The organism is Halomonas sp. NCCP-2165, assembly GCF_023708045.1.
Classification (GTDB): domain Bacteria; phylum Pseudomonadota; class Gammaproteobacteria; order Pseudomonadales; family Halomonadaceae; genus Bisbaumannia; species Bisbaumannia pacifica.
Genome location: NZ_BRCY01000019.1, coordinates 44,926 through 69,260 on the forward strand (window position 1 = coordinate 44,926; position 24,335 = coordinate 69,260).

Genomic DNA, 24,335 nt, shown 5'->3' on the forward strand with positions numbered 1-24,335 from the left:
ATCGGGCGGATCCTTCTCCCATGATATCAGGCGGAGCGTCGCGGCAGCCCCAGGGCCAGCAGGGCGCTGGCCGCCACCAGGGCCGCGGCCACCCACAGGCAGGCACCAAGCCCATATTGCATATAGAGCCAGCCCGACAGCAGGGTACCGATCAGCCGCCCCATGGCATTGGCCATGTAGTAGAAGCCCACGTCCATGGAGACCCCGTCGGCCCGGGCATAGTGAACGATCAGGTAGCTGTGCCAACTGGAATTGACGGCGAAGAGCACGCCGAAGGCCAGCAAGCCCAGCACCAGCCAGGAGACCGCTTCCAGCGGCAGCAGCGCCAGCCCCACGCCGAGCAGGGCCAGCGCCGCCGCCCAGCCGGCGGTCAGCAGGCGCGCCTCGCCGTGAACCAGCCGGGTCAGCCGCGGCGCCTGGGTCTGCACCCCGCCATAGCCGATCACCCAGATCGCCAGCAGCCCCCCCACCGTCCAGTGGCTCCAGCCGTGCTGGTCATAGAGGAACACCGGCAGGGCCACCACGAACCAGACATCCCGGGAGGCGAACAGGCAGAGCCGCGCCGCCGAGAGCACGTTGACCGCCCGCGATTTGGAGAACACCTCGCGGAACCTGGGCTTGTGCTTGACCCGCCCCAGGTCGGCCTTGAGCCGCCACAGCGACAGCCCCAGCACGGCGGCGAGCATCAGCGCCATGGCCAGCACCGCGCCCCGGAAGCCGATCAGCGTCAGCAGGGCCCCGCCGAGGAAGAAGCCGGCCCCCTTGAGGGCGTTCTTGGAGCCGGTGAGGATCGCCACCCAGCGGTAGAGGGCGCTGCCGGCATTGGCGCTGTCCCGGGGCACCAGCACCTTGACCGCGCTCTTGGCGCTCATCTTGTTGAGGTCCTTGGCGATCCCCGAGAGCGCCTGGGCGGCCATCACCCAGGGCACGGTCAGCGCCGCGGCGGGCACCATCAGCATCGCCAGCGCCACGATCTGCAGGCCGAGTCCGACGTTCATGGTGCGATTGAGCCCGAGGCGCGCGCCCAGCCAGCCCCCCACCAGGTTGGTCACCACCCCGAAGGCCTCGTAGAAGAGGAACAGCAGGGCCACTTCCAGCGGCGAGTAGCCGAGCCGGTGGAAATGGAGCACCACCAGCATGCGCAGGGCACCGTCGGTGAGGGTAAAGGCCCAGTAGTTGCCGGTGATCAGCAGGTACTGGCGCACCTCGAAGGGCAGCGCCCGCAGCCGGGCGCCCAAGGACGCGTCCCCACTAACCATGGGCCACCTTGAGCGCCAGCTCGGCGGTGCGGTTGGCGTAGCCCCACTCGTTGTCGTACCAGGCGTAGAGCTTGAGCTGGGTGCCGTTGATCACCAGGGTGGAGAGCGCGTCGACGATCGAGCTGCGCGGGTCGGTGCGGTAGTCGATGGAGACCAGGGGGCGCTCCTCGTAGCCCAGGATGCCGGAAAGCGGGCCCTCGGCGGCGGCCTCGAGCGCGGCGTTGACCTCCTCGGCGGTGACCTCCCGCGCCAGCTCGAAGACCATGTCGGTGAGGGAAGCATTGGCCAGCGGGACCCGCACGGCGTGGCCGTTGAGCTTGCCCGTAAGCTCCGGGAAGATGGCGGTGATCGCCTTGGCGGAGCCGGTGGTGGTGGGAATCAGGCTCATGCCACAGGCCCGGGAACGGCGCAGGTCGGGCTTGCTTGGAGAGCTGGGGGCATCGAGGATGACCTGGGTATTGGTGATGTCATGCACCGTGGTCATGGAGCCGTGGCGGATGCCGTAGGTCTCATGGATCACCTTGACCACCGGCGCCAGGCAGTTGGTGGTGCAGCTGGCGGCGGTGACGATACGATGCAACGCCGGATCATAGCGGTCGTCGTTGACCCCCATCACCACATTGAGCACCCCCTCCTCCTTGACCGGGGCGCTGACCACCACCCGCTCGACGCCCTGGTCCAGGTAGGCCTGGAGCTTCTGCGTCGTCTTCATCTTGCCGGAACACTCGATGGTCACCCGGCAGTTCGACCAGTCGCTGTCGCCGATGGCGGTATGGCCACTGAAGGGAATCGCCCGGCCGTCGATCACGATGGCGTCATCCTCGGCGCGGATGCCCTGCCCCGGGCTCCAGCGGCCATGCACGGAGTCGAACTCCAGCAGGTGGGCGAAGGTGGCGGCGTCGCCGCCCGGGTCGTTGATGCGGCCGATCGTCACCTCGCCGGCCGCGACCCGCGCCCACAGGGCCCGCAGGGTCAGGCGACCGATACGCCCCAGGCCATTGATACCGATAGTGATTGCCATCTCGAGCTCCTCTCGAAAAAACACCGAGGGGCGGACCCCGAGGCCCACCCCCAAAGACATATGGATAATAGCATATATGGCTGGCGTTATTTACTCCGCGAGGGCCGGTAGCCGCGTCGCCTCATCCTGCGTCGCCGCCAGGGCCTCCCAGTCCGGGGCCGCCTCGTCCGTGACCGGGTCGGCGTCGAGACGGAAGCCCCGGGCGTAGGCCTGCATGCCCTCGGCCTCGCCCTCCAGGCGCTGGGCGCCGTCGGCGGCCCGCTCCACCAGGCGGGCGCTGTCCCGGGTCGCCGCCTGCATCTGCACCATGGCAGCATTGACCTCGTCGATGCCCGCCTGCTGCGCCCGGGAGGCGTCGTGGATCCGCGCCATCAGCGCATTCACCCGCTCGATGGCGAGGATGATCTCACGGGTGTGCTCCACCGCCTCCCGGGAGAGCTCGCCGCCCGCCGCCACGCTCTGCCGGGAAGCCTCGATGCGGCCGCGGATCTCCTTGGCGGCGTGGTCGCTGCGCGAGGCCAGCTCGCGCACCTCCTTGGCCACCACCGCGAAGCCGCGCCCCTGGTCGCCGGCCCGGGCCGCCTCCACCGAGGCATTCAGGGCCAGGATATTGGTCTGGAAGGCGATGCTCTCGATCAGCGCGACCATGCCGGCGATCTCCTCGGCATGGGACTGGATGGTCTCCATGGTATCGGCGAAGCGGGTGATCACCGCCTCGCCCTCCCGGGCCCGCCGGGTGGCACCCTCGGCGGAGCGCCCCACCTCGTCGGCGGTGGTCACGTTGCCGGCCACGGCGCGGGTCAGCTGGGCCAGGTGGTCGGCGGTCTGGGCCTGGGCCGCGCCCTGCTGCTGGGTCTGGGCGGCCAAGGCGGCATTGTCCTCGGCCATGCGACGGCTGGCCTCGTGGACGCCCTCGCTGCCCCGGCGCAGGTGGCTCACCGTCTCGGTCAGGGAGGCCTGCATGGTGGCCAGCTCGGCGAACAGCTGGCCGATCTCGTTGCGGCCGCGGGCCTCGATGGGCGCCGAGAGGTCCCCCTCGGCGATACGCCGGAAGTGCCCCACCACCTCGCGCAGAGGGCGAATCACGTTGCGGGTCACGCCCCACAGCACCAGGCCGATCAGCAGCGCCGCCGCCGCCAGGGTGGCCAGCAGGCTGGCCCCGAGCCAGTCGGCCAGGCGCCGGAACTGGGCGGCCAGGGCCTGACCCTCGCCGGCGGAGGCGGCGAAGAAGTCGTCGGCCTCGGCCATGAAGGCCTGGCTGCTCTCGGTGACCCGGGACTGGCCGGAGCGGTAGCCGCCATGGTCGCCGTCCTGGAGCAGCATCAGCTGCAGGCTCAGGTTGTTGTCCACCAGGGACTGGTAGCGCTGACTCAGGGCCTCGATGGCGGCCTCCTGGCTGGCCGCGGGGGGCACCGCCCGGAAGCGCGCGAAGGCCGCCTCGGCGGAACCCAGCAGGGCCTCGGCCCGCTCGATGGCCGGTCCCGGCCGCTCGAAGGCCGGGGTGCGCAGCAGCTCGGCGGCGCGATCCATCTCGATGCGCGCCCGCAGCACGTCGATATAGGCGCGATTGAGGGCCTGGGCCTGTTCCACGTTGAGGCGATTGAGGGTGCCGAAGGCCTCGCGGCTGGTCTGGTTGGAGAACAGGCCGAGCAGGCTGGCGCCGAGGATCAGGATGGCGAAGGCGGCCAGGACCAGCGACCAGCTGACCCTGACCGTCAGGTTTTCGAAGCGAAGCATGGACTCTCCGGTGCGGGATATCGACACTCCATTAGTAACAGCGAATTATTACGGCCGGGTGTCATGGCTCGCCCAGACGACGACGGGGAGGCCGGCTGGCCTCCCCGTCATCGGTTTCGGTGCCCCTGGCGGGGCCCCGTTTAGCCGTAACGACCGGTGATATAGTCCTCGGCCTTCTTGGTGGCCGGGTTGGAGAACATCGTCTTGGTGTCGTTGTACTCGACGATCTCGCCCAGGTGGAAGAAGGCGGTGTAGTCCGCCACCCGCGCCGCCTGCTGCATGTTGTGGGTCACGGTGACGATGGTGAACTGCTGCTTGAGCTTGTCCATCAGGTCTTCGATGGTGGCGGTGGAGATGGGGTCCAGCGCCGAGGTGGGCTCGTCCATCAGGATGACGTCGGGCTGCACGGCGATGGCCCGGGCGATGCACAGGCGCTGCTGCTGGCCCCCGGAGAGGGAGGTGCCCGGCTCGTGGAGCTTGTCCTTGACCTCGTTCCACAGGCCGGCGTCGCGCAGCGCCTTCTCCACCAGTTCGTCCTGCTCCGCCTTGCGGCTCACCAGGTCATGCATGCGCGGCGCATAGGCGATGTTCTCGTAGATCGACTTGGGGAAGGGGTTAGGCTTCTGGAAGACCATGCCCACCCGGCGACGCAGGGCCACCTCGTCCATCTTGGTGGCATTGACGTCGCGGCCATCCATCTCCACCAGGCCCTCGATGCGCACGCTGGGGATCAGGTCGTTCATGCGGTTGAGACAGCGCAGGAAGGTCGACTTGCCGCAGCCGGAGGGGCCGATCAGGGCGGTGACGTTCTTCTCGAAGAGGTCGATATTGAGGTTCTTGAGGGCCTGGGTCTGGCCATACCAGAGATTGAGGTCGCGGACCCGGATGCTCAGGTCATGGCAGGCCTGATCGTTACGGGTATGCGGCTGCCCCACCTGGGGCGCGGTACCGGCGGTATGACGGGTAGCGGCTTGCATATTCATGGAGAGTGTCCTCTGTAACGCGCCGGGCTTACCAGCGACGCTCGAATTTCTTGCGCAGTACCACGGCGGTGGCATTGAGGAAAATCAGGATCGCCAACAGCACCAGGATGCCCCCGGCGGTCTTCTCGACGAAGGCCTTGTCGGGTTCCCCCGCCCAGGTGAAGATCTGCGCCGGCAGCACGGTGGCCGCATTGGTGAAGGTAGCACTGACATCGGGGATAAAGGCCACCATGCCGACGATGATCAGCGGCGCGGTCTCGCCCATGGCCTGGGCCAGGCCGATGATCGACCCGGTCATGATACCGGGCATGGCCAGCGGCAGCACATGGTCGCGCACCACCTGCCAGCGCGAGCAGCCGACGCCGAAGGCGGCATGGCGGATGGAGTCCGGCACGCTGCGCAGCGCCGTGCGGGTGGCGATGATGATCACCGGCAGGGTCATCAGCGCCAGCGTCATGCCACCCACCAGGGGCGAGGAGCGCGGTACGCCGAAGAAACTGATGAAGATCGCCAGCCCCAGCAGACCGAAGAGGATCGAGGGAATCGCCGCCAGGTTGTTGATATTGATCTCGATGATCTGGGTCAGGCGGTTATCCGGGGCGAACTCCTCGAGATAGACCGCGGTCATCACGCCGATGGGGAAGGCGATGGCCAGGGTCACCAGCATGGTCATCACCGTGCCCAGGGCGGCGGCGAGGATCCCCGAGGCCTCGGCCATCTTGGAGTCACCGCTGGTGAAGAAGGTGGTATTGAACTTCAGCGCCACCTTGCCCTCTTCCGCCAGCCGATCGACGGTGGCCTGCTGCGCCGCGTTGAGGCGATGCGTGTGTCCCTTGAGGTATTGATCCACCTGGGCATTGGCCAGCACCCAGCGGGTCTCGGTGGTGCCCAGCAGCTCGGGGTCATCGGCCAGCATGCCGGGAATCAGCCGCTCGAAGGTGCGGCTCACCAGCCGCGACACCTCGGGATCCAGGGCCGCCCGCCCCATGCGGGTGGCGTCCTCGTTGTAATCGAGCTCCACCTGGATCTGCGCCTGCTGGAAGGCCGGCAGCCCCTTGCTGAGCATATCGGCGAAGAACAGCACCAGGAACAGGCCGGCCAGCCCCAGGGCCCCCATGGAGAGCCACTTCAGCCGCGCCGACTTGCGGTGGCGACGCTGGAGCTGGGCGCTGATCTCGTCGAAGGATTGACTCATCTCGCTAGGTCCTCGGGGTTAGAGGTTGTTGACGCGGTACTTCTCGCGGAAGCGACGGATCATCAGCACCGACACCAGGTTAAGCGTCAGGGTGACGGCGAACAGCACCAGGCCCAGGGCGAAGGCGGAGAGGGTCTCGGCACTCTCGAACTCCAGGTCCCCGGTCAGCGCCGCGACGATGCGTACCGTGACCGTGGTCATGTCTTCCAGGGGGTTGGCGGTGAGGTTGGGGCGCATGCCGGCGGCCATCACCACGATCATGGTCTCGCCCAGCGCCCGGGAGACCGCCAGCAGGGAGGCGGAGATGATCCCCGGCAGGGCCGCGGGAATCACCACGTCGCGGATCGTCTCGCCCTTGGTCATGCCCAGCGCCAGGGAGCCCTGACGCATGCTGTCGGGCACCGAGTTGATGACGTCATCGGAGAGCGAGGAGATGAAGGGGATGATCATGATGCCCATCACCACCCCCGGCGCCACGGCGTTGTTGAAGGAGGCATCCAGGCCGAAGAAACCCGCCAGGTCGACGATCAGCGGCGCCACGGTGATGGCGGCGAAGAAGCCGTAGACCACGGTGGGAATACCGGCCAGGACCTCCAGGGTCGGCTTGGCCAGGGTGCGCACCCGCTTGGGGGCGAACTCCGCCATGTAGATGGCCGCCAGCAGCCCCACGGGAATCGCCACCAGCATGGCGATGGCGGTGATCATGAAGGTGCCGGCGAACAGCGGCACCGAGCCGAACTGGGCGGCGCTGGCGCCCTCGTCGGCGCGTCCGGCGGCGGCCAGGAAGCTGGCCCCCGGGTTCCACACCGTGCCGGTGATAAAGTCCCAGAAGCTGTGCATCTGGAAGAAGCGCAGCGCCTCGAAGATGATCGAGAAGAGGATGCCGAAGGTGGTGAAGATGGAGATCAGCGCCGCCCCTACCAGGATCCAGCGGATCACCCGCTCGATGGCCTGGCGGGCATGGAAGTCCGGCCGCACCTGGCGCACCCCCACGGCCAGCCCCAGGGCGGCCACGGCCAGGCTGCCGGCGAGCAGGTAGAGGGGCGGAATCTCGGCCCCCAGCAACAGCATCAGGAAGGCGCTCAGCCCCCCCACCAGGATGGCCGGCCCGGCGGTGGTGAGCACCGCGAACCAGGCATACTGATCGGGCTGGGCGAACATGGACGTGCCGCCGGCGCGCACCCGCGCGGCCTTGGCACGCCCCAGGAAGAAGGCTATCAGCCCCAGCAGTAGCAGCACGCCGCTGAACAGTGCAAGGAGTTGATCGGTCTGCATAGGGTTCTCTCGGTATCGAATAGGACGGCGGGCGGCGCCGTAACGTGCGACGGCCGGCAGCCTGGGCTGCCGGCCGGGTCAGGCGTCCTTGCCCGACGCCGCCTCAGAGATCGGCGACCTGCAGGGTGCCACGCTGGGCGACCCGCTCACGGGCCATCTCGCGCTCGGCTTCCGGCAGCGGGATCAGGCCGATATCGGTCAGGTACCCCCCCTCGCCGATCATGGTCTCGGAGACGAACATGTCGACGTACTCATACAGCGGCGGCACCGCGTCGGCGTGCTGGTTCTTCACGTAGAAGAACAGCGAACGGGCGATGGGGTAGTCGCCGGCGCTGATCGCCTCGGGGGTGGCCTCGACGCCATCGATGTTGCTGGCGGACAGGCTGTTGGCGTTCTCGACCAGGAAGGAGTAGCCGAAGATGCCGAAGGAATCGGTGTCCTCGGTGAGGCGCTGAACGATCAGGTTGTCGTTCTCGCCGGCATCGATATAGGCGCCATCGGCACGAATCTCGGTGTAGCCCTCGCCACCGTAGGCCTCCATCTCTTCGGAGACGGCTTCCATCACCAGCTCCTCGAAGGCGTCGCGGGTGCCGGAGGTGCTGGGCGGCCCATAGACGGAGATCTCGCGATCCGGCAGGGAAGCGTCGATATCGCTCCACTTGGCGTAGGGGTTGTCGACCAGCTCGCCATCCACCGGCACCTGGGCGGCCACCGCCAGGAACAGCTGCTCCAGGGTCAGGTCCATGCCCGCGTTGGTGCTGGACTGGGCGAAGACGATGCCGTCGGAGCCGATCTTCACCTCGGTGACGTCGGTCACGCCGTTCTCGGCGCAACGCTCCAGCTCGCTGGACTTGATGCGGCGCGAGGCGTTGGTGATGTCCGGGGTGCCCTCACCCACGCCGTTGCAGAACAGGCGGATACCGCCGCCGGAACCGGTGGACTCGATGACCGGGGTCGGGTAGCTGGTCACCGCACCGAACTCCTCGGTGACGTAGCTGGCGAAGGGATAGACGGTGCTCGACCCCACGATGCGGATCTGGTCGCGGGCCTGGGCGACGCCGGCGACGCCCATCACGGCGGCGGCGATCACCGTGGTCTTGAAAGCGCGGCTCTTGAGGATAGGGTTCATGCGAGTCACTCCTGTCGGTCGAAGAGGTTCTGCCTTGACGTGTGGACACTCTGCCCGACAAAAATGACAGCTTCGTGACAGGGAAAGACCGAGAGAAACCAGGCGCGGATGCCCCGCTCAACCTAGAACAGCAGCAGCAATGCCGCCAGGGAGCAGACCGTCAGGGAGCCATACTGGATGGCCCGGGCATCCAGGCGCGGCGCCAGCCAGGCGCCCAGCAGATGACCGATGAGGATGGCCGGCAGGAAACTCAGCGCCAGTTGCAGGTGCCAGGCGCCGACCCGCCCCGCCAGGGCCAGCAGCGCCAGGGTCAGGCTGGCGGTGGCGATAAAGTAGGCGGCCAGGTTGCCGCGCAGGCGATCCGGCGGCAGGCCGTGCAGCAGCAGCGCCAAAGGCGGGCCGCCGATGGCCGCCACGGTACCGAAGATCCCCGACACCACCCCGGCGCCGAACAGGCTGGCACGATTGACCGGCAAGCGGAAGCGCCCCAGGGTGATCGCCACCGCGCTGAGCACGATCAGCGCGATCACCTTCTCGAGTACCACCAGGGGCGCGGCCACCAGCAGCCACAGCCCCAGGGCACTGCCCGGCAGGCGTCCCAACAGGGCCGGACCGAAGGCGTCGAGGCGAATCTCCCGGTAATAGCGGCGCACCATCATCAGCGACACCAGCAGGCCGAAGATCACCAGGATCACCGGCACCAGCCGCGGCTCCAGCAGCAGCAGCAGGGGCGCCCCCACCACCGCCAGGCCGAAACCGGTGATGCGCTGCACCAGGGCCCCCAGCATCAGCACCAGGGCACACCCCGACCAGGTGACGGGGGACAGCCCCCAGGACAACGGCTCAGGCATACGCCCTCCCTGGGACCAGCAGGCGCCCCCCCAGGTTAGCGATCAGGCTGGCGCCGAGCATGGTCAGCACCATGGGCCAGAGGCTATCCACGGCGAAGGCCCCCACCAGCACCCCGGCGATGGCCCCGCAGCAGAACTGGATGCTGCCCTGCAGGGCCGTGGCGGTGGCGCTGATGGCATGGAAGTGATCGAGCAGCGAGGTGATGGCATTGGGGGCCACCAGGCCGATGGTACCGGTGAAGAGCATGATCAGCGGTACCATCAGCCATAGCGACGCCAGGCCGCTGGCCACCAGCGCCACCAGGCCCAGCCCCGCGGCCAGCTGAATGGCGAGCCCGAGGCGCAGGTTCTGCTGTGGCGAGCGGTGGCGCAACAGGCGAATATTGAGGCGATTGGAGGCCAGCATGGTCACCACATTGGCGCCGAACAGCAGCGGATAGACGCTCGGCGAGACGCCGAAGTGGTGCAGGTAGACGAAGGGCGAGGCGGTGATAAAGGCGAACAGCCCTGAGAAGGTCATGGACGCCGCACAGATATAGCCCAGGCTCTCGCGGTGACTCAGCACGCTGGCGTAGTTGCGCAGCACCTGGCGCGGCGAGGCCGCCGGCCCCTGTCGGCGCCGAGTCTCCGGCAGCCTGGTGCCCAGCAACCACAGCAGGAAGGCGGCATAGGCGGCGAGGAAGATGAAGATCAGCCACCACTCGCCCAGGTGCAGCAGGCCGCTGCCCACCGCCGGGGCGACCAGCGGCGCCAGCAACATGATCATGGCCATGGTGGACATCACCTTGGCCGCCTCCCGGCCGCTGAAGCAGTCACGCACGATGGCCGCCGAGTTGACCACCGTGGCGCCGCCGCCCAGGGCCTGGACGAAGCGCCAGGCCAGCAGCGTCGTCAGGGATTCCACCTGGGTAATCGCCAGGCTGGCCAGCAGGAAGACCACAAGCCCCCCCAGCAGCACCGGCTTGCGGCCGATCCGGTCGGAGAGCGGCCCGAACAGCAGCTGCCCCAGGGCGAAGCCGGCCAGGAAGGCGGAAAGCGACAGCTCGGTATGGTGAATACTGGCGCCGATGGTGTCGGCCAGGCTCCCCATCGCGGGCAGGTAGGCATCGATGGCGAAGGGGGCCAGGGCGGTATTGGCGGCCACCAGCAACGCCAGGCGGCGAGGATCGAGGAGCAAGGACACCTCCAGGGGAAAGGTAGGTTGCTAATTATACCCGCGATCGCCCCAGCCGCCCAGCCTGTGGCTACGCTTGTCCAGACTAGTCACCACTGGGATAGCCAAGGGGCGCTGGGGACAGGCCGGAGCAAAGCGTCTTTTTCAGGGACGAAAAAGTCGAGCGTCCATGGATGGATTCACAGCGTCTTTGCGTAGAGCCTGTCGCCAGATTAGTCCTGGGCCTACTGGCGATAGCACCACCCGTTCGGCTAGGCGCCTATCCAAGCGGCTGATAAAGTAAGAAAAACGCCCCTTCGACCCAGGACACCCCCATGGCCCAAGACAAGCTGACCCAGCTCAAGGCGATGACCACCGTGGTCGCCGATACCGGCGACCTGGAGGCCATTCGCCGCTTCCAGCCCCAGGACGCCACCACCAACCCCTCGCTGATCCTGCTGGCGGCCCAATCCCCCGAGCGCCGGGCGCGGCTGGCCGAGATCGCCCGCCACTGCACCGACCTCGACGACGCCCTGGACACCGTGGCGGTGGAGATCGGCAGCGAGATCGCCGCCCTGGTCCCCGGGTACGTCTCCACCGAGGTCAGCGCCCGCCTCTCCTTCGATACCCAGGCCACCCTGGATCGCGCCCGGCACCTGATCGACCGCTACGAGCGGCACGGCGTGGGCCGCGAGCGCATCCTGATCAAGGTCGCCGCCACCTGGGAAGGCATCCGCGCCGCCCAGCAGCTGGAGCGCGAGGGCATCCATACCAACCTCACCCTGCTGTTCAGCTTCGCCCAGGCCCAGGCCTGCGCCGATGCCGGCGTCACCCTGATCTCGCCCTTCGTGGGACGCATCCTCGACTGGCACCGGGCCCAGGAGCCGGACGCCGATTTCGCCGGCGACCAGGACCCGGGGGTGCAGTCGGTGCGGCGCATCTACGAGCACTACAAGGGGCAGGGTTACAAGACCGTCGTCATGGGCGCCAGCTTCCGTAACGTCGGCGAGATCGAGGCCCTGGCCGGCTGCGACAAGCTGACCATCTCGCCGGCGCTGCTCGAGCAACTGGCCGCGGACGAGGGCCCCCTGCCCCGCCGCCTGGCGCCGCTGGACGACGCCGAGACCTCCGCGGGGGAACCCCTGGACGAGGCGGAGTTCCGCTGGGCCCTCAACGAGGATGCCATGGCCACCGAGAAGCTGGCCGAGGGGATTCGCAAGTTCATGGCCGACCAGCGCAAGCTGGAGGCGCTGCTGGCCGAACTGCGTCGCTAAGCGCGCCGCGCACCGCAAAGGCCCCGGCCATGGCCGGGGCCTTTGCATTGGTTGTCAGCCCTAGGTCACCTCAGGCATAGCCTAGGTTTTGTACGAAACGTCGGCGAGCGATGGCCAGACAAGGCAAAAATCGGCGAAAAGACGGACCGGGCTCGCGTACGAGTTTACGAGGTGTAAATGAGTACTTTGATCGGACTCGCGCACGAGCCGGTTTTTAACGCCGTATGGGCGAGCGCAGGCAGTTTTCGTACAGAACCTAGTGTTCCTGGGGCTGCTGGGACTCAAGTAGCTCCACCAGCGGCTGGAACTGCTCGCGATTATGCTCGTTCATGCGCATCAGGATGCGGTGGGCCTCGAGGATGCGCTGCTGCATGGCCGCCTCGTCCGCCTCCACCAGCGGCAGGTCATCGAGCTGGGCCGGTTCGGTCAGCGGTGCCTCCACCAGGTTGAAGTAGTGGGCGAAGCCCATCACATCGAGCATGCGCCGCACGTCGGGATGGTCGGCGACGATGGTCGGCGGCTGCTCGAGACGCCCCTTCACCGCCATGGCCACCTTGGCCAGAAAGCCCAGCGCCGTGGAGTCCACGTTGCTGGCCTCGCGCAGGTCGATCATCACCGCGGTGAGTCCCGGCATCTCGGCCAGGCGTTGCACCTGATTGTCCAGGGTCGCGCACAGCGTCAGGCGCACGTCCCCGCACAATTTGAGCACGAAGACGCCGGACTCGAAGGCCGCCTTCAATCGCCCCTCATGCATTATCATGGTCGAAACCGCTCAAGGTCATGATGGTCAGGTCATCGGGTAAGTCATCGTGGCCCGGCGCATCCTGTACCAGGCTCTCGTCGTCGGCCCCGATCTCCCCCAGGGCCAGGCGGCGGCGCAGGGCCGCGACACCGTCGCAGGCCAGGGCCAGGCGCTCGAGTTCCTTGAGCCGGGACGCCAGGGTCTCTCCGTTGAGACACTCCAATACGCCATCGGAGCACAGCCACAGCCGGAAGTTCGCCGGCAGCTCGCACACCAGGCTGGGGTAGGCCACCTGCGGGAAGAGCCCCACCGGCATGCCTTCCCCCGCCAGGGGGACGATCTCGCCGCCGGCCTCCAGCAACGGCATCGGCAGCTGGGCCCCCAGCGAATAGTACAGGCGATGGGCCCTGTGGTCGATGACCCCCACGAAGAGGGTGGCATGCTTGCCGATGCCGGTATCCAGCAACTCCCGGTTGAGGGCATCGAGCCACTCGGCCGGCAGGGACTCCGGCGCCTCGCCGTCCCACTCGGTCAACCAGCGGTTGCACAGGTACTTGAGCAGCACGGTGACGAAGGCCGAGGAGGCGCCATGCCCCGAGACATCGGCGAAGTAGAAGACGCTGTAGCGCTCATCGAAGCGCTGGAAATCGAGGAAGTCCCCGGACAGATAGAGCGACGGCGCCAGCCAGTAATCGCAGGTGACGCCATTGACCGTCAGCGGCCGGGTCGGCAGCAGCTTGCGCTGGATATGCCCCCCCGCCTGCTGATCCAGGCGCAGCAGCGCCAGGTGGGTCTCGAGGCTCTCGTTGAGCTCCGCCAGTCGCTGGCGGTCCCGGGCATGCTCCCGGGCCAGCTCGTGATTCTCGAGTACCTTGGCGATCATCAGCCGCAGCAGCTCGGCATGCTTCAGGGGGCGCACGATATAGTCCACGGTGCCCGCCGCCACCGCCGCCAGCAGGTCGCTGTCGAGGCGCGACTCGCTGACCACCAGGGTCGGCAGGGTCGCCGAGAGCGCGGCCCACTGATGGCTGGGCACCGCCCGCACATGGGCCACCACCAGGCCGGTCTCCTCGGGCAGGTCCTCGAGGCGCTCCGCCGCGGCCACCGCGAAGGGGCCCTTGGCGATCGCCTCGGCCAGGGCATCACGATCCTGCCCCGGCCGATCCAGCACGCCAATCAGGCGTCGTTGACTGACCATAAGCGTCCTGCCTTAGTCGGCCTCGTCGCCGAAGTCGAAATCCGCGTCATCGAACTCGAACTCCTCCCCGGCGAAGGGGTCATCGCCCAGCTCGCCATCGCTGACCTCGAAGCGGCGCCGCTGCAGGTAGGCGTCGCGAATAAAGCTGTAGCGGTCCCCCTGGATCAGCGCCTCCTGGTCCAGCAGGCCGGCACGGGTATCGACCACGTCCAGCGCGGTCAGCCCATAGCGCACCGCCTCGTCTTCCACATAGTGCGTGGGATAGGTAACCCAATCCACCGGCAATCCGGCGGTATCGCGGACGGTACTGGGGCCGAACAGCGGCAGCACCAGGTAGGGACCCTCCCCGAGCCCCCAGACCGCCAGGGTCTGACCGAAGTCTTCCTTGTCGGCGACGATGCCCATGTCGCTGGCCACATCCACCAGGCCCAGCATGCCCACCGTGGAGTTGAGCACGAAGCGGCCGGTGGCGATGCCGGCATTGCCAGGCTTGGCCTGCAGCAGGCTGTTGAGGACGGTGCGCAGCTCCCCCAGGTTGGCGAAGAAGTTGCCGACCCCCAGCTGCACCGGCTCCGGCGCCACGCGGTCATAGGCCACCGCCGCCGGACGCAGCAGGGCCCGATCCAGGGTGTCATTGAAGGCGTAGACGCCGCGGTTGAAGCCCTCCCAGGGATCGTCAGGATGGCGATCCTCCACCGCGACGCGCCCGGCGCAGCCGGCCAGCAGCAGGGTCGCCATCACCACCAGTGCCCACTGGCCCAGCCGCGCTCCCGTGTCCCGCCATCCCTTGCCATTCATGACTCTCTCCTCCGACGCCACACTCATCGTTATGCCTTGCGCAGAATTACGCTGCCGGCACTGTACCCGGCACCGAAGGAGCACACCACCCCCAGGGCCCCGGAAGGCAGATCGTCCCGGTGCAGATGAAAGGCGATGATCGAGCCCGCCGAGCTGGTATTGGCGTAGCGGTCGAGGATCACCGGCGCCTGCTCCGGCGAGGGGTCCCGCCCCAGCACCTTGCGCGCGATCAGGTCATTCATATGGCGGTTGGCCTGATGCAGCCAGAGTCGCGACAGGTCGTCGCCGGCCAGTTCCAGGCTCGCCAGGTGATCGGTGATCAGCGCCGCCACCATGGGGCAGACCTCCTTGAAGACCCGCCGCCCCTCCTGGACGAAGAGCTTGTCCAGGGCCTGGGGGTCGCTGTCGGTGACCCGGTTGAGGAAGCCGGCGTTGTTGCGGATGGCATTAGAGAAACGGGTGGTCAGGCGGGTGCCGAGGATCTCGAAGGCATCGGGGACCCGGGCCACCTCGTCGGCCTCCACCACCAGGGCGGTACAGGCGTCGCCGAAGATGAAGTGGCTGTCCCGGTCGCGGAAATTGAGGTGCGCCGAGCAGATCTCCGGGTTGACCACCAGGGCGCGGCGGATGCTGCCGGCGCGGATGGCATTGCTGGCCACCTCCAGGGCGAAGGTGGCCGAGGAGCAGGCCACGTTCATGTCGAAGGCGTGACCGCCGGCGCCGAGCGCCGCCTGGAGCTCCACCGCCACCGCCGGATAGGGGCGCTCCAGGTTGGAGCAGGCGACGATCACCAGCTCGATCTCGTCCGCCGCCACCCCGGCCCGCGCCAGGGCCTGGGTGGCCGCGGCCAGGCCCATCTCGGCCTGAATGGACAGCTCGTCGTTGCCGCGCCGGGGCAGCCGGGGACGCATCCGCGTCGGGTCGAGGATGCCCTCGGCATCCAGCACATAGCGGCTGTGGATACCCGAGGCCTTGACGATAAAGTCGCTGCTGGAGTGAGCCAGGGGCTCGCGCTCCCCCGCCGCGATGGCCTCGGCGTGGCGGGCGTTTTCCGTATCCACCCAGGCATTGAAGGCCGCCACCAGGGCGTCGTTGTCGATGGCATGAGCCGGGGTAAAGAGGCCCGAACCGGAAATTACCGCTGTCGTCATCTTGCTCTCCTGTGCCGGCCGCCCGCGGCGCCCGGCCATCCTTGATCAGCCGCGCTCGGTCAGCTCCGCCCAGCGTTTCTCCAGCCGCTTGGCGGAGACCGGCATCAGGGTGCCGAGCTGCTGGGCGAACAGCGACACGCGCAACTCCTCGATCCACCAGCCGAACTCCACCAGGCGGGGATCCTCGCGTCCGGCGCGGCGGTTCGCCTCCTGGCGCTCCGCCAGCCGCGTTTCGAAACCATGCACTTCCTGCATCAGCATCTGGTCGCGCATGCGCTCCCGGGGGGCCTTCTCCAGGCGAATGGCGGCGGCCTCCATATAGCGCGGGTAGTGCTCCAGCCAGGGTCCCGCCTCGGCGATAAAGCCGGGGTGCACCAGGCGCTGCATCTGGGCCTTGATGTCACTGTATACCAGGGCCAGGGCGAAACTGAGGTTGCCTTTCAACGCCTTGGTCACTGCCAGGTGGCCGCTCAGGGCCCGCGCCAGCAGCGCCACTTTGGCCTCCCCCTGGGGCAGCAGTTCGGCGGCCTCGGCCTCGAGGCGCGCGGCGAACTCCGCCCGGGAGCGCGGCAGCGGGTCCCGGGCCATCACCTCCAGGAAGACCGCCGCCACCAGGTCATCCACCAGTTGTCGCTTGCTGCCCACCTTGGCGAACAGCAAGGCGCACTTGTCGAGGCCCGGCAACTTGCCGAGCGCCTTGGCCTGATCCGGCAACTCGCGCATGGCCAGGCGCTTGATGCCATGGCGATGGGCCTCCCGGGCCTTGTCGGGATGCTCGAAGAGCTCCACCGCCAGGCCGCCGTCCGCCTCCGCCAGGGCCGGATAGGCCTCGACCCGAATGCCCGCCTGTGTGGTGACCCGGGACTTGGGCAGGGCCTCCTCCGGCAACGCCTCGACCCGGGTGGCGGCGGCCCCCTGCACCGCCTCGGCCAGGGCCCGGGCGCCGGCGCTGGCGGCCTCGCTGAAGCGCGCCTTGAGGGCCTCCAGATCGCGCCCCTGGCCGAGCTCGCGGCCCTCGTGATCGACCACCCGCAAATTGATGCGCAGGTGCGGCTCGAGGGATGCCTCGTGCCAGTCGTCGGGGCTCAGGCGCAGGCCGGTCTTGACCCGCAGGAACTCGCCCAGGGCCGCGGTCAGCGGGGTATCGTCCGGCACCAGGCGCTCCAGGGCCGCGTCCACCCAGTCGGGAATCGGCACCACCTGGCGGCGAATCGCCTTGGGCAGCCCCTTGAGCAGGGCGATGCATTTCTCCCGCAGGAGTCCCGGCACCAGCCAGTCGAGGCGCGCCGCCGGCAGCTGGGCGAGCATGGCCGCCGGTACCGTCAGGGTCACGCCGTCGTCCTCGGCGCCGGGCTGGAAGTGATAGCTCAGGGGGTAGCTGACGCCGTTCAGGCTCAGCTGGTCCGGGTACTGGGCGGCGGTGACCTCTTCGGCCTCCCGGGCCATCAGCGCCGACTTGTCGAACTTGAGGATCTCGGGATCCTCGGCCTCGGCCTGCTTACGCCAGTGCTCGAAGCCCTTGCCGTTGACGATCTCCTCGGGCAGCCGCGCGTCATAGAAGGCGAACAGCGTCTCCTCGTCGACCAGGATATCGCGCTTGCGGGCGCGATCCTCGAGCTCCTCCACCTCCTCGATCAGGGCGCGGTTATGGGCGAAGAAGTCGCCGCGGGTCCGGAACTCGCCCTCCACCAGGGCGCGGCGGATAAACAGCTCCCGGGCCTCGGCGGGGGCGATGGGGCCGTAGTGCACCCGGCGCCGATTGACGATGGGCAGGCCGAACAGGGTCACCTGCTCGAAGGCCACCACCTGGGCGCGCTTCATCTCCCAGTGGGGCTCGCTGTAGCTGCGCTTGACCAGGTGCCCGGCCAGCGGCTCGATCCACTGGGGCTCGATGCGCGCCGCCTGGCGGGCGAAGAGCCGCGAGGTCTCCACCAGCTCGGCGGCCATCACCCACTTGGGCGACTTCTTGGCCAGGCCGGAGCCGGGGTGAATCATGAACTTGCGGTTACGCGCCCCCAGGTACTCGCGGTTCTCGGTGAGTTGACCGAGATTCGAGAGTAGCCCGGTCAGCAGCGCCTGGTGCAGCCGCTGGGCATTGGCGCGGCGCTGGCTCACCGCCGCCTCCCCCTCGCCGGTCTTGGGCCAGGGCTGGGCCGGCGGCACCGTGATCTCCATGTCGCGAAGCAGCTGACGCAGCTGGCGGAAGGTGTCGTGCCACTCGCGCAGGCGCAGGTAGTTGAGGAAGTGATCGCGACACCAGCGCCGCAGCTGGTTGCCGGAGAGCTCCTCCCGGGCGGCCTCGAAGCCCTCCCAGAGGTTGAGCCAGGCGACGAAGTCGGAGTCCGGATCGTCCCAGCGGCGATGCGCCTGATCGGCGGCCTGACGCTTCTCCGCCGGGCGCTCCCGGGGGTCCTGCACCGCCAGGGCCGAGACCACGATCAGCACCTCCCGCAGGCCGCCCCCCTCGGCCCCGGCCAGCACCATCCGCGCCAGGCGCGGGTCGATGGGCAGCCGCGCCAGGCGCCGCCCCAGGGCGGTGAGGCCCTGGCGCTCGTCCACCGCGCCCAGCTCGAAGAGCAGCCGGAAGCCGTCCTTGATGAAACGCGGGTCGGGGGCATCGACGAAGGGGAAGGCCTCGATCTCACCGAGCTTCAGCGCCAGCATGGAGAGGATCACCGAGGCCAGGTTGGTGCGCTGGATCTCCGGCTCGGTAAAGGCCGGCCGGCCGAGGAAGTCCTCCTCGTCGTAGAGGCGGATGCAGACCCCCTCGGCGACCCGCCCGCAGCGCCCCTTGCGCTGGTCGGCGCTGGCCTGGCTGATCGGCTCGATGGGCAGGCGCTGCACCTTGGCCCGGTAGCTGTAGCGGCTGATGCGCACCAGGCCCGGGTCGATCACGTAGCGGATGCCCGGCACCGTCAGCGAGGTCTCGGCGACATTGGTGGAGAGCACGATGCGCCGCCCGCGGTGGGGCTGGAAGACCCGATTCTGCTCGGCATTGGAGAGCCGCGCATAGAGGGGCAGCACCTCGGTGTCGCGCAGCTGGGCGCGGCGCAGGGTATCGGCGGCCTCGCGGATCTCGCGCTCGCCGGGCAGGAAGATCAGCACGTCCCGGGGACCGTGGCGCCAGCCCTTCTCCCGCTCGATGGCCTCGATCTCCTCCACCGCATGGAGGATGCCCTCCTGGAGGGTGCGATCGGCCTCGTCCTCGGCGTCGCGCACCAGGGGCCGATAGCGCACCTCCACCGGGTAGGTGCGCCCGGAGACCTCCACCACCGGGGCCGGGCGCGGCTCGCCGTCATCCCCCGGCAGGGCGAAGTGGCGAGAGAAGCGCTCCACGTCGATGGTCGCCGAGGTGATGATGACCTTGAGGTCCGGGCGACGCTGGGTGAGGCGCTTCAGGTAGCCGAGCAGGAAGTCGATATTGAGGCTGCGCTCGTGGGCCTCGTCGATGATGATCGCCTCGTAGCGGGAGAGGTCCGGGTCGTGCTGGGTCTCCGCCAGCAGGATGCCGTCGGTCATCAGCTTGATCAGGGTGGCCTCACCGGTCTGGTCTGTGAAGCGCACCTGGTAGCCGACCTGCTCGCCCAGGGGCGTGGCCAGCTCCTCCGCCAGGCGGGTGGCCACCGAGCGGGCCGCCAGCCGCCGCGGCTGGGTGTGGCCGATCAGGCCGCGCCGTCCCAGGCCCAGCTCCAGGCACAGCTTGGGCAGCTGGGTGGTCTTGCCGGAGCCGGTCTCGCCGGCCACCACCACCACCTGGTGGTCGCGCAGCGCCTCGAGGATCGACTCCCGGTGCTCCACCACCGGCAACTCGGCGGGGTAATCGAGGCGCACCGGCTGCGCCACACGCTCGGCGAGGCGCGCCTCGGAGCCGGCCAGGCGCTGCTCCAGGCCATTCAGCCCGCGGTCGACGGGCTTGCCCTGCCGGGCCCGCTGACGCAGCCCGCCCAGGCGGCGGCGCAGCTCGGGCAGGTCGCGCAGCAGGCAGTGATCGAGCCGGGCGCCGAGGGCGTCCAGGCGGGCCAGGTCATGGCTGGGGCGGGAAGTGGTGGTACTCAAGGCGTCCTCATCGGCGGCTGGCTATCGAGACGGCCCGTCCCGGGATGCCGGGGCGGGCCGTCATTGTAGCGCCGCCGGGGGGCGGCGCCCAACCGCGTCCTCTCAGGCGGCACTCTTGTCGCCGTCGCGCAGCTCGCGGCGCAGCACCTTGCCCACGGGCGTCTTGGGCAGCTCGTCGCGGAACTCCACCGTCTTGGGCACCTTGTAGCCGGTGAGCGCCTTCTTGCACCAGGCGCGCAGGGTCTCGGCGTCCAGGTCGGGGTTCTTGCTGACCACGAACAGCTTGACCGACTCGCCGGTGTTGTCGTCGGGGACCCCCACCGCGGCCACCTCGACCACGTCCGGGTGACTGGCCACCACGTCCTCCACCTCGTTGGGATAGACGTTGAACCCGGAGACCACGATCATGTCCTTCTTGCGATCGACGATCTTCACGTAGCCGTCTTCCTGGAGCACGGCGATATCGCCGGTACCGATCCAGCCATCCTCGCCGAGGGCCTCGGCGGTCTCCTCGGGCAGGTTCCAGTAGCCCTTCATCACCTGGGGCCCCTGCACGCAGAGCTCGCCGGCCTCGCCGAAGGGCAGCGCCTGCCCCTCGGCGTCCACCACCTTGACCCGAGTCCCCGCCACCGGCTTGCCGATGGTGCCCAGTTGGATGGCGTCCACCGGGTTGAAGGTGACGATGGGCGAGGTCTCGGTCATGCCATAGCCCTCCGCCACCGGGCAGCCGGTGACCTGCTCCCAGCGCTCGGCGGCGGCGTGGGTCAGGGCCATGCCCCCGGAGATGGTCAGCTTGAGCTTGGAGAAGTCCAGGGCCTTGAAGTCGTCCCGGTTACAGAGGGCATTGAAGAGGGTATTGAGGCCGATAAAGGCGGTGAACGGCAGGCCCTTGAGGGTCTTGACGAAGCCCGCCAGGTCGCGGGGGTTGGGAATCAGCACCGAGTGGTTGCCGCTCTCCACCAGGAAGAGGCAGTTCACCGTGAAGGTATAGATATGGTAGACGGGCAGCGGCGCGATCACCGTCTCGCAGCCCTCGCCGAGGCCGGCGCCGATGGCGGCCCGGGCCTGGAGCATATTGGCCACCAGGTTGCGGTGGGTCAGCATGGCGCCCTTGGCGCGGCCGGTGGTGCCGCCGGTGTACTGCAGTACCGCCAGGTCGTCCAGGCTAAACGATGCCTCCTCGACCCGCTGGCCGGCGCCCTTGGCCAGGGCCTGGCGGAAGGGAATCGCCTGCGGCAAGGCGTACTTGGGCACCAGCTTCTTGATGTGCTTGACCACGGCATTGATCAGCAACCGCTTGGGGAAACCGTGGAGATCGCCCAGCTCGGTCACCAGCACCGTTTCGATGGCGGTCTGATCGAGGATCTTCTCGAGCTTGTCGGCCATATTGGCCAGGATCAGGATCGCCTTGGCCCCGGAATCCTGGAACTGGTGGGCCATCTCCCGCTCGGTGTAGAGGGGGTTGGTATTGACCACCACCAGGCCGGCGCGCATGGCCCCGAACATGGCCACCGGAAACTGCAGCGTATTGGGCAACTGGATGGCGATACGATCCCCCGGCTCGAGGCCGGTCTCGTGCTGGAGCCAGGCGGCGAAGTCCCGAGACCGCTTGTCGAGCTCACCATAGGTCAGCACCTGCCCCATGCAGGAGAAGGCCGGCTTGTCGGCGAACCGCTTCACCGAGGCATGGAAGATGTCCATCACCGACTGGTACTCATCGAGGCCCTGCAGTTCCGGACCGCTCAGGATCGGGGCAGTCTCACTCATGGCGTATCTCCAGGTTGGCGGTCGGCTCATGGGCCGACGCTTGTTATTGGCACCGACCTACCTTATATCAGGGCCGAGGCGGATGTAAAACGATCGATTGAAACTACCGTTGGCCTTTGTGCTCGACACCTTCCCCCGTGTCGTTCCCCCCTCTCTCAAGACTATGGTTTACCGGGCATTTCGCAAGCGACTCAACTAACGCCGCCGCTGATGAGGCGGGCCCGGATCTCGCCGTCTCGCCATACCAGCAGCTCGCCCGGCGCCATGCGCACCCAGGCCTCGTTATGGGTCAGCGGCTCGGTGGCCAGCACCGAGACCACATCGTCGGGGGTGGTGTGTTCGACGAAATCGACACACAGCTCGGCATCCGACAGGGTCGCCTCGCCGAAGGGCGCCCGGCGGGTGATATGGGCCAGCTTGGTGGAACAGTAGGCATAGAGGTAGTGGCCATCGGCGAGCAGCAGGTTGAAGACCCCGAGCCCCCGCAATTGCTCGCAGAGCTCGTGCAGCGCCCGCCACATGGGTGCCGGATCCGCCGGGGGCTCGGGGAAGCGACGGCGCAGCTCGCCGAGCAGGTAGCAGAAGGCATGCTCGCTGTCGGTGCCGCCTACGGGCCGATAGAAGCTCAGCGGCAGGCCCTGCCAGTCGGCGAGCTGGCCGTTATGGGCATAGCACCACTGGCGCCCCCAGAGCTCCCGGGTAAAGGGGTGGGTATTGGCCAGGCTGATCTGGCCCACATTGGCCTGGCGAATATGGCTGATGACGATATGCGACTTGATCGGGTAGTCGCGGATCAGCCGGGCGATCGGCGATTCCACCGAGGGGTGGGGGTCGCGGAAGTCCCGGTAGCCCCCCGCCTCGTAGAAGGCGATGCCCCAGCCATCACGATGGGGGCCGGTGCCACCGCCACGGTGCAGGAAACCGGTGAAGCTGAAACAGATATCGGTGGGCACATTGGCACTCATGCCCAAGAGTTCACACATGCGGCTCCTCCCTCGGCCGTCGGCGGGCCCGGCGGCGAGCGCCGCTCATAGCCACGAATATCACCAGCAGGAACAGCAGGGCCACCAGGGCGCCCCACAGGCGCGGATCGTCATGGTAGCGCCGCCAGCCGCGGGTCAGGTCGGCGGGAAGCTCGTCGAGCTTGGCGACGAGCCGCTCGGCGGTGGTGCGCGAGGCGGGCGGCGACGGGGTCTCGACGGCCTCGCCTTCCAGGGCCTCGCCGTGCAGGACCTCGGGCCCCTCGGCGGCGTCCAGGGCCAGCCGCGCCTCGCGGTTGAGCAGCAGCCGCGGCAGGTCGAGGCGCAGGGTCTCGCCCTGCCAGTCGACCTCGGCACTCAGCAGCAGGGGCACGGCGGCCTCGCCCTCGATGGGCGGCGGTTCGATACGCCAGCGACCCGGCGCGCCGGCCTCCACCGCCAGGGCCTCGCCGAGCAGGAAGGCCTCGAGCCGGGTGTTGGCGTGGTCGAGCCCGGGATGGCGGGCGACGAGTTCGACGCCGTCGTCATGGGCCTCGGCCGCGATGGCGGGCAGCACATTCACCGCCTGGACACGCTGACGCCGCACCCCGTCGCGACGCGCCTCCAGCACCAGGCGCGCATTGCCGGCCAGCTCCGCCCCCGGCAGGCGGCCGACGAAGCGAGCGCCCTCGGGGTGCAGCTCGGTGGCCGCCAGCGCCTCGCCCTCGATGCCCTGCAGGCGGGCCCGCAGTCGCCAGGTCGCCGCCGCCTCAGCAGAGAGGCGTTCGCCATCGCGCGCCAGCCAGGCCTCCAGGGGCAGGGGGAAGCCGGTATAGAGCGTCGCCGGCAGCGGCGCATGACGCAGCACCGGGTCGGCGTCCAGGTGCAGGCGGCTGGCCGGATCCAGGGCCCCTTCGATACGCCATTCGCCGGGCAGGGGATCGCGGATTCGCACCAGGTCGAAGTGCGACTCGGCGAGCCAGGTGAGGTCGTCGCCGGCCGCCTCGGCACGGTGGCGATTGCCCAGCGGGTCGACGATCACCAGGGCCTCGTCGGCGTCCCGCAGCAACAGCGCCGAGAGGCCCTGCACGCCCTCGTCCACCACGAAGCGTCCCTCCTCCAGGGGCAGCTGGTCCGTGGGGAAGAGCCGCTCGAGAATATCCAGGAAGGCCTGCAGCAGGCCGTCGGCACTCTCCACTCGCGCCACCAGGCCACCGCTGGACTGGGCCAGGCGCTCGGCCAGGGCCAGATCCGCCTCGCCGGCGAAGGCGATGGTATGGATCACCACCCCCTGCTCGGCGAGCCGCGGGGCCAGCTCGGTCAGCAGCCGGCGCCGGGAGTCGGCGTCACGACGCCGCTTGTCTCCCGCCGCCGGCAGATCCACCATGCCATCGGTCAGTAGCACCAGTTGGCGGGGGCCGTTGGCGGCGCTCTCGCCGGCGGCGCGCACCGCCGCCTCGATATCGGTGTACTGCTGGTACGCCACCAGGCGCGGACGCAGTGCCAGGGCCCGGTCGCGCCAGCGAGCACTCACCTCACCCACCGGCAGGGCCTCCTCCACCGTCTCGCCGAACAACCAGATCCCGGCCCGGGAACCGCCGGGCACCAGGGCCGCCAGCAGCGCCAGGGCACTGGCGCCGAGGCGTTCGGGGTCGTTCTCCTGCATGCTCCCGGAGACATCGAAGAGCACCCGGACATCGCTGTCGGCCTCCGCCGCCGCGACCGGCGTCACGACGCTCAGGACACCGCAGAGGAGTGCCAGGCTCAACCGCCCGAAGACACGCATA

The 24,335-nt window shown here is 68.6% G+C and carries 18 protein-coding genes; 1 reads left to right on the plus strand and 17 read right to left on the minus strand.

What is annotated here, in order from left to right; all coding sequences use genetic code 11:
• Nucleotides 1-26: 26 nt before the first annotated feature.
• The 9 genes from arsJ to NFU04_RS11150 all read right to left on the minus strand — a co-directional run bounded on the left by arsJ (nt 27) and on the right by NFU04_RS11150 (nt 10,627).
• Nucleotides 27-1,259 carry an organoarsenical effux MFS transporter ArsJ gene (gene arsJ, locus NFU04_RS11110; RefSeq protein WP_251309503.1) on the minus strand — a complete coding sequence of 411 codons (1,233 nt, stop codon included), beginning with the start codon at nt 1,257-1,259 and terminating at the stop codon, nt 27-29.
• Nucleotides 1,252-2,280, minus strand: a complete 1,029-nt coding sequence (locus NFU04_RS11115) for an ArsJ-associated glyceraldehyde-3-phosphate dehydrogenase (RefSeq protein WP_251309504.1) — start codon at nt 2,278-2,280, stop codon at nt 1,252-1,254. Before NFU04_RS11115 ends, arsJ begins: the two co-directional genes overlap by 8 nt.
• A 90-nt stretch (nt 2,281-2,370) precedes the next feature.
• A complete protein-coding gene (locus tag NFU04_RS11120) occupies nt 2,371-4,017 on the minus strand; it encodes a methyl-accepting chemotaxis protein (protein ID WP_251309505.1) in 1,647 nt (548 codons plus the stop codon).
• A 140-nt stretch (nt 4,018-4,157) separates the two neighbouring features.
• Nucleotides 4,158-4,994 carry a phosphate ABC transporter ATP-binding protein PstB gene (gene pstB, locus NFU04_RS11125; protein ID WP_459382087.1) on the minus strand — a complete coding sequence of 279 codons (837 nt, stop codon included), beginning with the start codon at nt 4,992-4,994 and terminating at the stop codon, nt 4,158-4,160.
• Between the two features lie 34 nt (nt 4,995-5,028).
• Entirely contained in the window at nt 5,029-6,195 is a 1,167-nt protein-coding gene (pstA, locus tag NFU04_RS11130; protein WP_251309507.1) for a phosphate ABC transporter permease PstA, read from the minus strand.
• Between the two features lie 18 nt (nt 6,196-6,213).
• A complete protein-coding gene (pstC, locus tag NFU04_RS11135) occupies nt 6,214-7,470 on the minus strand; it encodes a phosphate ABC transporter permease subunit PstC (protein WP_251309508.1) in 1,257 nt (418 codons plus the stop codon).
• Between the two features lie 103 nt (nt 7,471-7,573).
• On the minus strand, nt 7,574-8,599 hold the full coding sequence (locus NFU04_RS11140; protein ID WP_251309509.1) for a substrate-binding domain-containing protein: 1,026 nt from the start codon (nt 8,597-8,599) through the stop codon (nt 7,574-7,576).
• A 122-nt stretch (nt 8,600-8,721) separates the two neighbouring features.
• The gene (locus NFU04_RS11145) at nt 8,722-9,450 is read right to left on the minus strand and encodes a sulfite exporter TauE/SafE family protein (protein WP_251309510.1); all 729 of its coding nucleotides are present in this window, start codon (nt 9,448-9,450) and stop codon (nt 8,722-8,724) included.
• Nucleotides 9,443-10,627, minus strand: a complete 1,185-nt coding sequence (locus NFU04_RS11150) for a Bcr/CflA family multidrug efflux MFS transporter (RefSeq protein ID WP_251309511.1) — start codon at nt 10,625-10,627, stop codon at nt 9,443-9,445. Before NFU04_RS11150 ends, NFU04_RS11145 begins: the two co-directional genes overlap by 8 nt.
• Before the next feature lie 311 nt (nt 10,628-10,938).
• On the opposite strand from NFU04_RS11150, the gene tal reads away from it, so the two are divergent.
• Complete coding sequence (tal, locus tag NFU04_RS11155; RefSeq protein WP_251309512.1) at nt 10,939-11,877, plus strand: transaldolase; 939 nt, start codon at nt 10,939-10,941, stop codon at nt 11,875-11,877.
• A gap of 256 nt (nt 11,878-12,133) precedes the next feature.
• Here the strand turns inward: tal and NFU04_RS11160 are convergent, their stop codons facing one another.
• The 8 genes from NFU04_RS11160 to NFU04_RS11195 all read right to left on the minus strand — a co-directional run bounded on the left by NFU04_RS11160 (nt 12,134) and on the right by NFU04_RS11195 (nt 24,334).
• Nucleotides 12,134-12,637, minus strand: coding sequence for an STAS domain-containing protein (locus NFU04_RS11160; protein ID WP_146804094.1), 504 nt, complete (start codon nt 12,635-12,637; stop codon nt 12,134-12,136).
• A complete protein-coding gene (locus NFU04_RS11165) occupies nt 12,624-13,817 on the minus strand; it encodes a PP2C family protein-serine/threonine phosphatase (protein WP_251309513.1) in 1,194 nt (397 codons plus the stop codon). The genes NFU04_RS11160 and NFU04_RS11165 overlap by 14 nt, the downstream gene beginning before the upstream one ends.
• Before the next feature lie 12 nt (nt 13,818-13,829).
• On the minus strand, nt 13,830-14,615 hold the full coding sequence (locus tag NFU04_RS11170) for an MlaA family lipoprotein (protein WP_251309514.1): 786 nt from the start codon (nt 14,613-14,615) through the stop codon (nt 13,830-13,832).
• 29 nt (nt 14,616-14,644) lie between these two features.
• Nucleotides 14,645-15,766, minus strand: a complete 1,122-nt coding sequence (locus tag NFU04_RS11175) for a beta-ketoacyl-ACP synthase III (RefSeq protein ID WP_251309515.1) — start codon at nt 15,764-15,766, stop codon at nt 14,645-14,647.
• A 45-nt stretch (nt 15,767-15,811) separates the two neighbouring features.
• Nucleotides 15,812-19,822 carry an ATP-dependent RNA helicase HrpA family protein gene (gene hrpA / locus NFU04_RS11180; protein ID WP_459382085.1) on the minus strand — a complete coding sequence of 1,337 codons (4,011 nt, stop codon included), beginning with the start codon at nt 19,820-19,822 and terminating at the stop codon, nt 15,812-15,814.
• 102 nt (nt 19,823-19,924) lie between these two features.
• Nucleotides 19,925-21,589 carry an AMP-binding protein gene (locus NFU04_RS11185; RefSeq protein WP_251309516.1) on the minus strand — a complete coding sequence of 555 codons (1,665 nt, stop codon included), beginning with the start codon at nt 21,587-21,589 and terminating at the stop codon, nt 19,925-19,927.
• Nucleotides 21,590-21,780: 191 nt separating this feature from the next.
• Nucleotides 21,781-22,572 carry a class II glutamine amidotransferase gene (locus tag NFU04_RS11190; RefSeq protein ID WP_251309517.1) on the minus strand — a complete coding sequence of 264 codons (792 nt, stop codon included), beginning with the start codon at nt 22,570-22,572 and terminating at the stop codon, nt 21,781-21,783.
• A complete protein-coding gene (locus tag NFU04_RS11195) occupies nt 22,565-24,334 on the minus strand; it encodes a vWA domain-containing protein (protein WP_251309518.1) in 1,770 nt (589 codons plus the stop codon). The genes NFU04_RS11190 and NFU04_RS11195 overlap by 8 nt, the downstream gene beginning before the upstream one ends.
• Nucleotide 24,335 lies beyond the last annotated feature (1 nt).

Excerpts from the sequence above, each read along its gene's own strand:
- arsJ (WP_251309503.1), bottom strand. The coding sequence starts at position 1,259 with ATGGTTAGTGGGGACGCGTCCTTGGGCGCCCGGCTGCGGGCGCTGCCC.
- NFU04_RS11115 (WP_251309504.1), bottom strand. The coding sequence starts at position 2,280 with ATGGCAATCACTATCGGTATCAATGGCCTGGGGCGTATCGGTCGCCTG.
- NFU04_RS11120 (WP_251309505.1), bottom strand. The coding sequence starts at position 4,017 with ATGCTTCGCTTCGAAAACCTGACGGTCAGGGTCAGCTGGTCGCTGGTC.
- pstB (WP_459382087.1), bottom strand. The coding sequence starts at position 4,994 with ATGCAAGCCGCTACCCGTCATACCGCCGGTACCGCGCCCCAGGTGGGG.
- pstA (WP_251309507.1), bottom strand. The coding sequence starts at position 6,195 with ATGAGTCAATCCTTCGACGAGATCAGCGCCCAGCTCCAGCGTCGCCAC.
- pstC (WP_251309508.1), bottom strand. The coding sequence starts at position 7,470 with ATGCAGACCGATCAACTCCTTGCACTGTTCAGCGGCGTGCTGCTACTG.
- NFU04_RS11140 (WP_251309509.1), bottom strand. The coding sequence starts at position 8,599 with ATGAACCCTATCCTCAAGAGCCGCGCTTTCAAGACCACGGTGATCGCC.
- NFU04_RS11145 (WP_251309510.1), bottom strand. The coding sequence starts at position 9,450 with ATGCCTGAGCCGTTGTCCTGGGGGCTGTCCCCCGTCACCTGGTCGGGG.
- tal (WP_251309512.1), top strand. The coding sequence starts at position 10,939 with ATGGCCCAAGACAAGCTGACCCAGCTCAAGGCGATGACCACCGTGGTC.
- NFU04_RS11160 (WP_146804094.1), bottom strand. The coding sequence starts at position 12,637 with ATGATAATGCATGAGGGGCGATTGAAGGCGGCCTTCGAGTCCGGCGTC.
- NFU04_RS11165 (WP_251309513.1), bottom strand. The coding sequence starts at position 13,817 with ATGGTCAGTCAACGACGCCTGATTGGCGTGCTGGATCGGCCGGGGCAG.
- NFU04_RS11170 (WP_251309514.1), bottom strand. The coding sequence starts at position 14,615 with ATGAATGGCAAGGGATGGCGGGACACGGGAGCGCGGCTGGGCCAGTGG.
- NFU04_RS11175 (WP_251309515.1), bottom strand. The coding sequence starts at position 15,766 with ATGACGACAGCGGTAATTTCCGGTTCGGGCCTCTTTACCCCGGCTCAT.
- NFU04_RS11185 (WP_251309516.1), bottom strand. The coding sequence starts at position 21,589 with ATGAGTGAGACTGCCCCGATCCTGAGCGGTCCGGAACTGCAGGGCCTC.
- NFU04_RS11190 (WP_251309517.1), bottom strand. The coding sequence starts at position 22,572 with ATGTGTGAACTCTTGGGCATGAGTGCCAATGTGCCCACCGATATCTGT.
- NFU04_RS11195 (WP_251309518.1), bottom strand. The coding sequence starts at position 24,334 with ATGCGTGTCTTCGGGCGGTTGAGCCTGGCACTCCTCTGCGGTGTCCTG.